The following is a 15,377-nucleotide window of genomic DNA, read 5'->3' on the forward strand; positions in this document are numbered from 1 at the left end:
TTAGAATATCCTATTGCAAGATAAAAATTATCTTATTTTTTTTAAAAGATGTCTATTATCCAGTTTTTAAAGAACAATTGCTCAGAGAAAACAATCCCTGAAAACTAAACAGAACAAAAGAAGTAATCCAATAAATCATCCATCTAATTTTTCTTGTTGTCTTGGTTTCTTATTAGAAACTAAACTCCATAGAAAGGAGGTGATCCATCCCCACCTTCCGGTAGGGATACCTTGTTACGACTTAACCCCAATCATCAACCCTGCCTTTGGCAGCTCCCTCCTTACGGTTAGGACACCGACTTCTGGCATTGCCAACTCTCGTGGTTTGACGGGCGGTGTGTACAAGACCCGAGAACGTATTCACCGCGACATTGCTGATTCGCGATTACTAGCGATTCCGACTTCATGAAGTCGAGTTGCAGACTTCAATCCGGACTGAGACTGACTTTTTGAGATTTGCTTGACCTCGCGGTTTAGCGACTCTTTGTATCAGCCATTGTAGCACGTGTGTAGCCCAGGTCATAAGGGGCATGATGATTTGACGTCGTCCCCACCTTCCTCTAGCTTACACTAGCAGTCTCCTTAGAGTCCCCAACTTAATGCTGGCAACTAAGGACAAGGGTTGCGTTCGTTGCTGAACTTAACCAAACATCTCACGACACGAACTGACGACAACCATGCACCACCTGTATCCTTGTTAACCTCTACTATATCTCTATAGCTTCGCAAGGTATGTCAAGACCTGGTAAGGTTCTTCGCGTTGCTTCGAATTAAACCACATGCTCCACCGCTTGTGCGGGTCCCCGTCAATTCCTTTGAGTTCCACTCTTGCGAGCATACTACTCAGGCGGAGTACTTAATGCGTTAGCTACAGCACTGCCTCATGGCAACACTTAGTACTCATCGTTTACGGCGTGGACTACTAGGGTATCTAATCCTATTTGCTCTCCACGCTTTCGTGCCACAACGTCAGTAATAGGCCAGTTAGCCGCCTTCGCCACTGGTGTTCCTTCATATATCTACGCATTCCACCGCTACACATGAAATTCCACTAACCTCTCCTATACTCTAGTAATGTAGTTTCCAAGGCGGTTAGGGGTTGAGCCCCTAAATTTAACCTCAGACTTGCAAAACCGTCTACGCACGCTTTACGCCCAATAAATCCGGATAACGCTTGCCACCTATGTATTACCGCGGCTGCTGGCACATAATTAGCCGTGGCTTTCTGGTAAGGTATGGTCGATACTAAAATCATTTCCTATTCTAGCACTTCTTCCCTTACAACAGACCTTTACAATCCGAAGACCTTCATCAGTCACGCGGCATTGCTCCATCAGGCTTTCGCCCATTGTGAAAAATTCCCTACTGCTGCCTTCCGTAGAAGTTTGGGCCGTGTCTCAGTCCCAATGTGGCCGTTCATCCTCTCAGATCGGCTACGCATCGTTACCTTGGTAAGCCATTACCTTACCAACTAGTTAATGCACCGCATCCCCATCAATTAGCGAAGCAAATGCTCCTTTCATTATTTATCATTGCAAATAAATAACATATGCGGTATTAGCTGTCGTTTCCAACAGTTATTCCCCACTAAATGGTAGGTTAGATACGTGTTACTCACCCGTTCGCCACTAAAGATTGCTACTTTCGTTCGACTTGCATGTATTAGGCATGCCGCCAGCGTTCATCCTGAGCCAGGATCAAACTCTCAATAAAATTGTTTTTGTGAAAAGATGATGTCTGACTTATTTAATTTTTAATAAAAAATTGACGGATTAATTCTTGTTCTATTTAGTTTTCAAAGATCGTTTTTTCTAGTTTGTAACCCATTTATTTTCGGGCACAATAAGTATCTTACAGAAAACAAAACCCAATGTCAATGAAAATAATACTAAAAATATAAATATTTTTTTCGTATGCTGAATTATACTTGTAAGTGCAAGTAAATAAAATTGCAAAAAATTCTCATATAAAAATTTCATAATGCTAAATTTAGTTTAGAAAAAAGTAAGGAGTTTTTATATGAGTTATAAACATCTTGGCATAGATGAAAGGATTTATATTGAGAATCAATTGAAATTTAAATTTAAAATTAGTGAAATAGCTAAAAATCTTAATCGAAGTATTAGTACTATTATTCGAGAAATTAATAGAAATAAAGATAATAATCATTATTTTTCATTAATTGCACAAAATAAAGCTGAAAATCGAAAACAATCACATATTAGTTTTCATAAGTTTAAAAATAAGAATTTAGTAAAATATGTACAACAAAAATTACTATTAGGTTGATCATCTGAAAAAATTTATGGCAGAATTAAAAATTTTCATAAAGAGTGAGTTATTAGTTTTAAAACAATTTATACTTGAATTTATTTTGGAATGCTTGATAAAGTTACTAGTAAAAATTTAAGAAGAAAAGGTAAAAAACGAAAATCTAAAGAAAATCGTGGCAAGTTTAATGGTAAATCAATTAAAGAATGAGATATAAATGTTAATGATCGTATAACACTTGGTCATTGGGAAGGAGATACTATAGTATCATCACGAGGTAAAAGCAAATCATGTTTAATAACTTTAGTTGAAAGAGTATCACGATTTACTTTAGCAATATTAGTTAAAAACAGAACTACTAAAGTTATTAATAAAAATGTCAGTTATTATTTATCAATTCTTCCTAAAAACATTGTTAAAACTATTACTTTTGATCGTGGCAAAGAATTTTCAAATTGACAACAACTTGAAAAAAATTTAGATGTAAAAATTTATTTTGCCAATCCATATTCACCTTGACAAAGAGGTACTAATGAAAATACTAATGGTTTAATTAGAGAAAAATTTCCTAAAAATTTATATTGTCTTTAAATCAAAGACCGAGAAAAATACTAAATTATCTTTCACCAATCGAATATTTGGATAGAAAAATAATTTAGTTACACTTACCTTTACAATTTAGCGTATAAAAAAATGGTTTAAATTTTACTAATATACTTAGTAAAATTAAATTGCTTAATTAACTAAAAAAACCATTTAAGAATTAGAACCTTAAATGGTTTTTTAATTTTTATAATTATATTTTATTATCAACTTGTTTTGTTAATAATTTTAAAAATTCTGATAAAGTAACAATTTTACTTTCTTTTTGACCATACTGACGATAACTTAAATTATTATTTTCTATTTCCTTATCACCAATAATAATTTGATAAGGAATTTTTTGAGTTTGTGTTTCAACAATACGTTTGCCAATAGTTCCACTGCTAATAATTTCCGTTCGTAAATTATGTTGTTTACAAGTTTGCAATAATTTATTAGCATATTCTAAGGTTTTTTCTTTTTCATTTATTGGTAAAATTGCAATTTGCCTTGGTGCTAATCATAGTGGAAAAACACCTTTATTTTGTTCTAATAATGTGGCAATAAAACGTTCATATGTACCAATTAATCCTCGATGAACAATAACTGGATTTATTTCATTATTATTTTCATCAATATAAGTTAAATTAAACTTTTTCGGTAATAAGAAATCGAATTGAATAGTAGATATTGTAATTTCATGACCTAATGCTGTTTTAATTTGAACATCAAATTTTGGTCCATAAAAAGCAGCCTCACCAATCATTGGTTTATACTCTAATTGTAATTCATCTAATACTTCACGTAATGCTGTTTCTGCTTGATTTCACATTTTATCATCATTAAAATATTTTTCTTTATCAGCAGGATCTCGTAAAGATAATGATAAATAATCAATTTTAATATTTAAAGTTTTTAAAACCTCAGCAATTAACTGATAACAACGTTTAAACTCTGTTTTCATTTGATCAAATCTAACAAAAATATGAGAATCGGTTAATTCCATACTTCTTACTCGTTCTAAACCAGTTAAAGCCCCACTTGCTTCATAACGATATAATAAAGCATGTTCACTTAAACGCAAAGGCAAATCTTTATAACTACGAAGAGCACTTTTATAAATCATACAGTGATGAGGACAAGTCATTGGTCTTAATACCAATTGTTCTTCTTCTTTTTTAATTGGAGTAAACATATTTTCACGATAATGATCTCAATGACCACTTTTTTTATATAATTCAACAGAACCTAAAACTGGTGTCGCTACTTCTTGATAATCTCACATAAATTCTTGTTTTCTCAAATATTCCTGCAAAACTTTTTTAATAACCATACCATTTGGTAAAAATATAGGTAATCCTTTACCACAATCATCATTAAAAGTAAAAATACTTAATTCTTTACCTAGTTTACGATGATCACGATTTTTTTGTTCTTCAAGTTCATTAAGTTTATCTACTAATTTTACTTTTGAATAATCACAAATTCCAGAAATGCGCTGTAATTGTTTATTTTTATCATTTCCTAATCAATATGCACCAGTAATACTTAATAATTTAAAATATTTTATTGATGAAGAATTATTAATAGCAACACCCGATGCTACTACTAAAGTTTTATTATCAACTAAATAAGAGCATTTTAATCCATTAACATTATTTAATTTAATATATTCTAAAGCAAAAGGATTGTCTTTATGAGTTTTTAAAGATTCTTCTTTAGTTTGACAAACTCTTTTAATTTCAATATTTTTTATTAAAATTTCACGCATTTTCTCTTCAATTTTAATTAATTCATCATTAGAAAGTCGTTTTTCATAATCAAAATCTAAATAAAAACTATTATCATTAGTATTAGCAATCGTAATTAACGCTTGTGGATACATTAATTTAATAGTATGAGCTAAAATCATAGCACATCCATAATTTAAAATAGTTCATCCTAAAGCATCATCTTTTTTAATAAACTTGATTTCAGCATCTTCTTTAATTTCTCAATATAAATCTTTTAATTGTCCATTCAGAGTAAAAGCAATAATTGAAGAATCTATATTTTCATTTTCCTGTTTTAATAATTGATAACCAGTAATTGGATTTTCAATATTATAAGTCATTGTTTTGCCATTTAATTTAATTACATTAATTTTCATGTTTTACCTAATTCCTTTTCTAATTTACCTCAGTAGTACTAGGTTATTTAACAATAAAAGTTGTAAAAGGATTAGTATTATTATTAATATCTACTACTAATACTTTTGATTTAGTAGGGATTATATAAGTGCTACTAATGCTTTTAACTAATTGCGAAGAATTACTTAATTCTACTGGAATTCCTTCAGTTGCTAAAAAAGTATAAATTCCAAAGTTTATTGCAAATTTATTATAATCAATAACATTATTAACAATAGGAATTATATAAACTGGCAAATGAGCATTAGCAATAGTTCTAATATAATTACTATCTTGACTATTAGTAATTAAATATTGTGGTTTTTCTTCAATAATTTTTTTAATAGTTTTAGCAACTAATTGATCTTTTGTATGCAATAAATCAGTAGCAATTTTAATCTGTTCTTGATGACTTTCAGCATCAACAAGAATTTTACTCATTGTTGCAATTGATAACACAGGATAGTTACCATTAGCAGATTCACCCGATAACATTGTACATGTTGCTCCCCAATCCATAGCAACCCAAACATCAGTAACTTCAGCACGTGTTGGATGAGGGTTATCTATCATTGAATCTAGCATTTGCGTAGCAACAATTATCGGTTTGTTAACAGTACGACATTTTTTAATTCATTCACGTTCTAAAAAAGGAACTTTTTCAAAAGGAATTTCAACTCCTAAATCACCACGAGCAACCATAATAGCATCTGATTCTTTTAAAATTTCATCAAAATTATTAACTGATAATTGTGATTCAATTTTAGCAATGATTTGAATATGTTTACCATCATTATCATCTAAAACTTTGCGGATTTCTTTAATATCAGCTGCTGAACAAACAAATGATGCAGCAACATAATCTACTTTTTGCTGACAACCAAAAATTAAATCTGCTCTATCTTTTTCAGAAATAAAAGGTAAAGATAATTTAACATTTGGAATATTAATAGCACGACGATCTTTAATAGTATGTGTATTTAAAGCTTGACAAATAACAGTATGGTCTTTAACCGCTGTAACCTTTAATGATAATTTACCATCATCTACTAGTAAATTATCATTAACTTTAATATCCTTTGCTAAATTACCATAATTTACAGAAAACTTATCCGCAGTACCAATAATCTCTTTATTATCAATTATCGTAATAATTTCATTTTTTTTGATTTCTACACTACCCTTTGTAAAGGTATGTGTTCTAACTTCCGGACCTCTAGTATCTAACATAATAGCAACTGGTACATTTAATTGTTTAGATACTTCTCTAATCATTAAAACCCTTGCTAAATGTTCATCATGAGTACCATGAGAAAAATTTAAACGCCCACAAATTGAGCCATTTTCTATTAGTTGTTTAATAACATCAGCAGAATTTGAAGCAGGTCCTAAAGTAGTTACACATTTAGTTCTTTTTATAATTGATATCAAATTATTCACCTCTTTTTATTAAGTATTTTTTTTAAAAATAACTCCTGACAAACGTAAAATTTTATTAGCAACGTTATTTTTATTTATTGAAGGTGTGTTTAATGCATCTTGAATTTCAATAGCTACTAATTTATTATCTTGTAATCCAATACAAATACTAGATTTATTACTATTTGCAAATCTTTCAGCAGCAAAAATACCCATCATTGTTGCTAAATAACGATCAAATGCACTTGGTGTTCCCCCACGTTGAATTTGACCCAATATTACTGCTCTTGTTTCACAATCAGTATCCTTTTCAATGATTTTAACTATTTTATTAACATCATATTGACGTTCAGTTACTACTATTACTAATGAACGACGTTGTTTTTTAGTGTACAACTGTTTAATAATATCAATCAATGACTGTTCTCCAATTCCTAAATCTTTAGTTGCAACTAAATCACAATTTGCAGCAGCAGCACTGTGAAGAGCAAGGTCACCACAATTACGACCCATTACTTCAACAATCATAATTCTTCCGTGAGAATTAGCAGTTTGACGAATTTTATCAAGATTTTCAACAATTGTATTAAGAGCGGTATCAAAACCAATAGTAAACTCACTTGAACTAATATCATTATCAATAGTACCTGGAATACCCACACATTGAATAGCTGCTTCATTACTTAATTTTTGCAAACCATTATATGTGCCATCACCACCAATAGCAATTAAACCTTCAATTTTTTTAGATTTTAAAATTTCAATACATTTTTTACGAGTTTCTTCTTGCTCAAATTCTCTAAAACGAGCAGACCCAATGATTGTTCCCCCCATCTCAGTTCCTAGATCAATTAAATTTGCTCAATTGTTATCAATAACGTGAATGTCATTTGTCATTATTCCTTTATAACCATTTTTTATTAAAACTAATTCAAATGGTCTTTTATCAGCAGTAGCAATTTTACTATTTTCATGATTTATACCACGAAAAGTCTTATATACTGCATTAATAACATTATTCATACCTGGTGAATCACCACCAGAAGTTAAGATTCCAATTCTTCTTTTATTTAATTCTTGCATATTTAGTCATCCTCTCTTCTAATTACATTATTTTAGTGATAATTATTATAATTTGTTTAAAATTAAAAAGGATATCAGTAAATTTAACCATAAAATATGATTTTAATTAATTAATATTATAAAATACATCGTCACCTAAAAATTTAGCTTGATCTGCTAAATCGGCTTCAATTGTTAATAAACGATTATATTTTGCAACACGATCAGTTCTTGACATTGAACCTGTTTTAATTTGTCCAGTATTAAAAGCTACTGCTAAGTCAGCAATCGTTGTATCTTCAGTTTCCCCAGAACGATGAGATACTACTGCTGTTCACCCAGCTTTTTGACACATTTCAATAGCCTCCATAGTTTCAGTTAATGTTCCAATTTGATTTAGTTTAATTAATACTGAATTAGCAACGTTTTTAATAATTCCTTCTTTAATAATTTTTGGATTAGTAACGAATAAATCATCACCAACAACTTGGAATTTACCTTCTGATTTTTCTAATAATAATTTAAATCCTTCTCAATCACCTTCAGCCAAACCATCTTCAATTGAAATAATTGGATATTTTTTAGTTAAATCAACTAAATAATCTACTAGTTGCGCTGAAGTTAATAATTTTTCAGTATTTTTACTTTTACCATCTTTATTGCCAAAAACATATTTACCATTTTTATAAATCTCTGATGATGCACAATCCATAGCAATTTTTATATCTTTATTTGGAGTGTAACCCGCTTTTTTAATAGCTTCAACAATTAAATCTAATGCTTCTTCAGTTGATTTTAAATTAGGAGCAAAACCACCTTCATCACCAACTGCAGTAACTAAACCCTTACCTTTTAAAATACTTTTTAAAGCATGAAAAGTTTCAGCAGCCATTTGGATTGCCTTTGAAAATGTTTTAGCACCAACTGGCATTATTAAAAATTCTTGAAAGTCAATATTATTATCAGCATGAGCACCACCATTAATTACATTTAACATTGGGACTGGCAACTGACAAGCATTAGTACCACCTAAGTATGTATATAAGGGCACATATAATTCATCAGCGGCAGCTTTAGCAACTGCTAATGATACCCCTAAAATAGAATTGGCACCTAATTTTGTTTTATTTTCTGTTCCATCTAACTTAATCATTGTTTGATCAATTAATCTTTGATTAGTCACTTCCAAACCAATAATGGCTTCGGCAATATTTTCATTAATATTTTTAATAGCTTTCATAACACCAAGTCCACCATAAACTTTAGTATCTTTGTCTAGTAGTTCTAAAGCTTCTCTAGTACCTGTTGAAGCACCTGATGGCACTAAAGCAATCCCATATCCACCATCTTCAGTTCAACATTCAACTTGAATAGTTGGATTTCCTCTTGAGTCTATTACTTGTAGTGCTCTAATATCAATAATGCAAGACATATTTGTTAATTCCTTCTTTCTTTAATATTTCACTAATTATTATACAGAAAAAAATATTGTTTAGAATCAAAAAAGCACAAATATTTTTTATTTGTGCTTCTAAAATAATGATGATTTAATTACATTTGTTGTTGTTGTGAATGTTGAGTTGTACTACTTGGTGATGATGTATCATTAACTTTAGCAGCAGTATCACTATTTCATGGTTTTGGAGTTACTCCATCATCCTCTGGTATTAAACTTTCAGGATTATTAAGAGCAGTAATTATTGCTTCCATTAATTCATCAGTTTCAATCGTTTTTTGATGAAAATTATTACTATTAGATAAATCTTTTCTGTTAATAGTTACATTTTGTTTTACTTCATCTCTATAAAAGATATAACTTATACTTTTAAAATTATCATCTTTATCAAAAGTTAAAGAAAAATCAACTTCATTTTTAGTTAAATATGATAATGCACGAATTTGTTCAGGACTAAGTTTCACTTCTACTTTTAATGGAATTCCAAGTTCATCATTACATAAAACATAACATTTTCCATTAAAAATATTAAAATTAAAAGTTTTAATATTTTTTGAAAATAAGTTTGATTTTAAATCATGTATTGGTCTTACTGTTCTTGTTTCTGATACTCTTACTTTTGCTTTCTGATTTATGATACTAAGTTGTTCTTTATCTTCATCACTTAACTTATTAGAGCAATTTACTTTTTTATTATTTTCATCAAAATAATATGCTCTTAAAAATTTTCCATCACACTTATTAAATAAAATAACAGTATTTGCATTATTATTTTTATCTATTAAATTTTTCAAAATATCATTTTCATCTTTTTCTAATTTTAATTTTTTATCCAATGTTTGCTCATCAGTTGTTATGTTTAAATCTCATAATTCTCTACTATCATCTCATTTTAAATTAATAAAATTTTTAACGATAACTGGAGATAATTTTGTAGCTGATGGTTTTGGTGATATTACCTGTTCAGCAGCAGCTCTTGCCACTTTAACTTGTGATCCATTTTCTCCACAGTGAATACCCTTTAATCCATTAGGAAATAAATTATTATTTGCAAAACTTTTTCTTAACTCTAATAAAGAAAGTGTTCCAATACATTGTAGTTGATTTTGATCAGCAATAACTACTCATTTTTCTACTAAATTATTACTTGGGTTTTTTGCAAAGTATACTTTTTGATACTTACCAGCAACTTCTATATCATTTCATATTTTTTTATTATCCCGAGAAAATTCTTGTTCAAAAATTACATTTTCTGGATCTGATTTAGCATCTGATATTTTTATTTTACCATCTTCTATTACTAAACTATACAAACCTTCTATGCTATTATTTTGTAATGTTTCAATGATATTATTTGTAATCGATAAAGGTGCAGGTAAATCTTCTGGTAACACTTCTGGTGCAATAACTAAAAAACGCATAGCAACTAAATCAATTTCTTCTTGTTCTTCTTTAACAACAGATGCTAATCCAATATTAATTGTTGGTTCTATAGTAAATCCCAATTGTGGAGGAGTACTTAATGCTTTTAAATCATCAAATTGCTGGTCGGTTAAAGATTTAACTTTATGTCCTTGATATTTTACATTATCATATAATCATCCTAGAACAGGTTTTTTTGTTATTTTATAGGTTTCTCAAAAAATTTCTCCATTTTCGTTAATCTTTTTATTTAAATAAAAAATATCATTATCAGTAATACTTTGAGCAGTTGTTGAGATTATAAAAGTATCATTTGGATCAGTAACATTTTTAATAAAAATTTCATTTCCTTGACGATAAATCAAATAGTCTTTTTCAACATTCACTAAGTTTAAATGTTTTTTAAAATCTTCGATCATTGTACTATTTGAAGAATAATCATTAATTTTATACTGTTCCACATCTCAAACTGGGTTTGATTGTTCAAATGGATTTCGCAACTGTGGAGTATCTAATAAACTTTTAATCTTTTGATTAATTAAAACATCATTTTCTTTAAACAGTCCAGAATTTATAAAAATTTCATTAAATTTTAATAAATTTATACTTCCTAATAATCCTAATTCAGGTCTTATTTCACCTTCAGATTCATCAAATAAAATTTTATATACTTTAATTTTAGTATTGTCAGTTTCATCGTCAACGAAAACTAATTGGTCTTTTTTAAATATACTTTGATCATTTTGAATTAATGATTCATCACTAATAAATATAGTATTAACTAATGAACCACTATCAACAACAAATTTTCCATCTTGATTTAAACTAACTATTTTTTTTACTTTTAATGGATTAATATTGAAAGAAGAATTCTTCAAAATATTAAGTGTATTCTTTTTTGAATATAGGTCATCCTCTACTTCAATAGCAATATCTTCAACATCACTTATTTCTGATTGATATATACTTCTCATAATGTTTGTAAATCATTTAAAATTTTCCATTAGTGGCATTTTTATATTTTCTCCTTTAATTATTACTTTGTACTTCTTTTTTAGGTGCAACAGAATTATTTTGTGAATGTTGTGAATGTAAAGAAGAGGCTGTACTAATTACTCTTTCAAGAGTATCAATTAATTTTTCATCAATTTTTATATCTTTCCTCTTATGAGTCTGGTTATCAATAATATATGCAAACAAAATCTTTCCATTTTTATCAACTTCAATATTTATACTACCATTACGAGGACATTTTTTGGCTACAAAGTTTTTAAATTCCTTAGCATCATTTACATCTACAGGAACAATTGTTTTGTTTTTATTATCAATAAACAATAACACGTTCCATTTTCAGCAAATGATAATTTCATAGGCTCTTCAGATCTTTTTATAATATTAACATTAAGATCATCTAACTCTTCTTTATATTCTTCATTATTTAAATTATTGGATTCTGATTGAGTTTTTAATAATAATGCCGGTAATTCTTTTTTACCTAAATATTCAAGAATAATCTTATCATTTTCTTTTTTAGTTCGATATAAATGTACTAGAGAAATATCTAATTTTTCTTTTACTATTACTAGTTGTTGTAATTGATCACTATTAATTGCTAAAGGTGGTTGTTGAATAATACTAACATTTTCATCATTAGTATTTTTTACTAAACGTCCCTTTTCATCTACATATACAAGTTCAATAATATATTCTTTTAAACTACTATCTAATTGTGTTTTTATATCATCAATCTTAACTTCCAAACTATTTAAAGTTATATTGGGTGATGATTCATCTTTTTTAGAACTTAATGATTTTTGTAGAAAGTCATTAAGTTCTCGATATTCTACTGTTTCTGATAATGGCATACTTTACCTCCATAATTTTTAATAAATGTATAGATTTCTAAAATAATATAGGAACTAAATATAATAAACCCCTTATATTTATTTAAAAAAATAAAAGGGGAAACACTATATTTAATTCATATGCCTATATTTTAATACTTTTATATTCTTAAAACAAGCACTTATCAATAAAAAGAAAAATCAATATATTTCTATTTAATAATTAAAGACTCACTGGTCATAACAGTTGGTTTAACTAAACCCAAAACGTCTAATAGCGTTGGAGCAATATTTGCTAAGCAACCACCTGATTTTAATTTTAATCCTGTTTTACAAATAATAAATGGTACTGGTTGCGATGTATGTTTTTTATTAGGATTACCCTCTTTATCAATCATGATTTCAGCATTACCATGATCAGCAGTAATCATTAAAATACCATTCACTTTTTTTATTGCTTGATACAATTTTCCAATACATTCATCAATAACATCAATCGCATCAATGGCAGCATTTAAAACACCAGTATGACCAACCATATCAGGATTAGCAAAATTTAAAACCATAACATCATATATGTTTTTAGAAATTTCACTTTCTAAACAAGTAGTAATTTCGCGAGCACTCATTTCTGGTTTTAAGTCATAAGTTGCTACTTTTGGTGAAGGAATTAAAATTCTTGTTGATAGTGGATATTCAACATCAACACCACCATCAAAAAAATAAGTTACGTGTGCATATTTTTCAGTTTCAGCAATTCGTAATTGATGATATTGATTTTTACTTAATCATTCCCCTAAAGCATCAAGCATTGATATAGGTGGAAAAATAACACCTTGTGGTTTAACACTTTTAGCATATTCCATCATTGAAATAAAAAAAGTATTTTTTAATGTTGGTATTTTCATACTAATATTAAAATCATATTTATTATTTGTTAATGCTGATGCTAATTGAATTGCACGATCAGGACGGAAATTAGCAAAAATAATGCTATCGTTATTCCTAATATTACCATTATTAATTTCAGAATTATAAGCAGGCATAATAAATTCATCATTACGACCAGCGCTATATTCTGCATTAACATAAGCAATAGGATCAATAAATGAAGCACCTTCATGATTAACTATTACATCATATGCTATTTTTAAACGATCTCAACGTTTATCGCGATCCATAGCATAATATCTTCCTGAAATAGTAGCAAGCATACCAATGCCTAATTGTTTCATAGTTTTTAATAACTGTTCAATATAAATTTTAGAAATATCAGCTTTTGTATCACGACCATCTAAAATAGCATGAACATAAACATTCTTAAAATTTTGTTGTTTAGCAATTTCTAATAATGCTAAAATATGATTAATATGAGCATGTACTCCACCATCACTTAGTAAACCAATAATATGAACATTACTATTATTCTTTTTGGCATGATTAATTGCTGACAATATTGTTTCATTTTTAAAAAATGTTTTATCATTTATTGACTTATTAATTAATGTTAATGACTGATAAATTACTCTACCGGCACCAATTTGTAAATGTCCAACTTCAGAGTTGCCCATTTGTCCTTCTGGTAAACCAACTGCAAGGCCAGAAGCTGAAACTTCAGTATGCGGATAAGTTTTTAATAAATAATCCAAATTAGGTTTTGTTGCAGAACTAATAGCATTAGTTGAACTAGATTTTGCAATACCAAAACCATCTAAAATACATAGTAATATTGGTTGTTTTGTTTTCATAAATTTCACCTCATATTTTATTTAATAACTTGTAACTGATGTTTAAAATTATCAGATTTAAAAATAGGAATCATTTTAGTAATAAAATCAGTAATACATTGATAATGAACAGTACTCAAAATAACAATATCTCTTTTAAAGACTATTTTAATAGATTGCTTTTTAGTAATTTTAGTAATTATTGTTTTTAAATCACAAATTGATTTTAAATCTTCACTTAATAAAATAACCATACTAGGATTATCACTAATATTATTAGAAAGAAATAAAATAGTATTACTACTATTAGCTAATAAATTGTGTCCTTTAATTTCCATTAAATTATAATCTAATAAATCATTATTAAAAGAATAATGAGTAATTTTCAAATTATCAATGACTTCTGAATAATAACCATAAGCAAAAGTCTGTGATAAATTTTCTAATATATCTTGAGATACTATCCGCCATTTTGAAAATGACTTCAATAGTTCTTTATGAATTTTTTGTAATTGTCATAAATCTTGATAATTAGTAATATTAGTTATCGGTGCTATTGGTTGAATATTTTCGGGCTGATTAATTGCTCTAATTTTTTTATTAATAGCATTAATAGCAATAATGATTGGTTTTTTAGCATTAATAAAAAAGTTTTCAATTCGTTGTTTATTACCTGCTATTAATGTTATTTTTCGCTGATCTTTATTAGTTTTAATAGCAACAACTGCTATTTTTTGCAAATTAATAATTTCTTGTAATTCAACTTCATTAAATTTTTTTAAATAACTATATTCTTTTTTATTTTGCAATAAAATTAACTGTTCTAATGATAATTTTTGTTCTAATAAAGAATTAATGATAAATTCACTTTGCAATATTTGTTTTCTATTTATCTTTAAATTATTAAGAGCAACAATAAAATTTTGTTCAGTCATAGAAATAGAACTAAAATTAGAAGTTTTATAATTTAATTGTTTCATCAAACTATTTATAAATAATTTAGCACCAATTTTATTATTAACTAATGATTGATGATGACTTTCATTGATAGTTAAATACAATGGAATATCGTTAATAACGATTGGTCCACTATTAACCTTAACTAAATGAATATAAGTATTAGGAATAAGAGTATTATTAACATCAATTACTTCACCAGTAAAATATTCATTAGTAATAATACCTTTGTCACTAACAATACTATCACTACTAGGAGCAAAAATAGTTTTAGTACAAATAATAAAGCCAATTTGTTCTAATTGATTAGTGTCTTCACCATTTTTACTAAACAATGCTAAAATTTCTGACTTATTCCTAAAAGCATTGACAAAAGTGGTTGCCGGAAAGGCACGATGTTTAATTTTTTTTGTTAGTTTTGTTCACATACTTTTAATTTGTATCTTTGATAATTCCATGTTTAGTTAAC

Annotated in this window: 10 protein-coding genes and 1 rRNA gene; 1 reads left to right on the forward strand and 10 read right to left on the reverse strand. The window is 28.0% G+C overall.

Annotated features, from left to right (window positions below; translation table 4 throughout):
* Positions 1-192: 192 nt before the first annotated feature.
* Positions 193-1,713: ribosomal RNA gene (locus AAHM79_RS08390) — 16S ribosomal RNA — on the reverse strand.
* A 306-nt stretch (positions 1,714-2,019) separates the two neighbouring features.
* Between AAHM79_RS08390 and AAHM79_RS08395 the strand changes: the two genes are divergently transcribed.
* Entirely contained in the window at positions 2,020-2,862 is an 843-nt protein-coding gene (locus tag AAHM79_RS08395; protein ID WP_342257623.1) for an IS30 family transposase, read from the forward strand.
* 205 nt (positions 2,863-3,067) lie between these two features.
* Here the strand turns inward: AAHM79_RS08395 and thrS are convergent, their stop codons facing one another.
* The 9 genes from thrS to AAHM79_RS08440 form a co-directional block, all read right to left on the reverse strand.
* Positions 3,068-5,002 carry a threonine--tRNA ligase gene (gene thrS / locus AAHM79_RS08400; RefSeq protein WP_342257624.1) on the reverse strand — a complete coding sequence of 645 codons (1,935 nt, stop codon included), beginning with the start codon at positions 5,000-5,002 and terminating at the stop codon, positions 3,068-3,070.
* A 43-nt stretch (positions 5,003-5,045) separates the two neighbouring features.
* Positions 5,046-6,452, reverse strand: a complete 1,407-nt coding sequence (gene pyk, locus AAHM79_RS08405) for a pyruvate kinase (protein WP_342257625.1) — start codon at positions 6,450-6,452, stop codon at positions 5,046-5,048.
* Positions 6,453-6,470: 18 nt separating this feature from the next.
* The gene (locus AAHM79_RS08410) at positions 6,471-7,523 is read right to left on the reverse strand and encodes an ATP-dependent 6-phosphofructokinase (RefSeq protein ID WP_342257626.1); all 1,053 of its coding nucleotides are present in this window, start codon (positions 7,521-7,523) and stop codon (positions 6,471-6,473) included.
* Between the two features lie 106 nt (positions 7,524-7,629).
* Positions 7,630-8,934, reverse strand: coding sequence for a phosphopyruvate hydratase (gene eno, locus AAHM79_RS08415; protein ID WP_342257627.1), 1,305 nt, complete (start codon positions 8,932-8,934; stop codon positions 7,630-7,632).
* Between the two features lie 119 nt (positions 8,935-9,053).
* Positions 9,054-11,393 carry a hypothetical protein gene (locus tag AAHM79_RS08420; RefSeq protein ID WP_342257628.1) on the reverse strand — a complete coding sequence of 780 codons (2,340 nt, stop codon included), beginning with the start codon at positions 11,391-11,393 and terminating at the stop codon, positions 9,054-9,056.
* 16 nt (positions 11,394-11,409) lie between these two features.
* Positions 11,410-11,715, reverse strand: coding sequence for a hypothetical protein (locus AAHM79_RS08425; protein ID WP_342257629.1), 306 nt, complete (start codon positions 11,713-11,715; stop codon positions 11,410-11,412).
* Entirely contained in the window at positions 11,676-12,245 is a 570-nt protein-coding gene (locus AAHM79_RS08430) for a hypothetical protein (protein WP_342257630.1), read from the reverse strand. Before AAHM79_RS08430 ends, AAHM79_RS08425 begins: the two co-directional genes overlap by 40 nt.
* Positions 12,246-12,436: 191 nt before the next feature.
* Positions 12,437-13,972, reverse strand: a complete 1,536-nt coding sequence (gpmI, locus tag AAHM79_RS08435) for a 2,3-bisphosphoglycerate-independent phosphoglycerate mutase (protein WP_342257631.1) — start codon at positions 13,970-13,972, stop codon at positions 12,437-12,439.
* Between the two features lie 17 nt (positions 13,973-13,989).
* A complete protein-coding gene (locus tag AAHM79_RS08440) occupies positions 13,990-15,366 on the reverse strand; it encodes a hypothetical protein (protein ID WP_342257632.1) in 1,377 nt (458 codons plus the stop codon).
* Positions 15,367-15,377 lie beyond the last annotated feature (11 nt).

Source organism: Spiroplasma endosymbiont of Nomada ruficornis, from assembly GCF_964030795.1.
GTDB lineage: Bacteria > Bacillota_I > Bacilli_A > Mycoplasmatales > VBWQ01 > Spiroplasma_E > Spiroplasma_E ixodetis_A.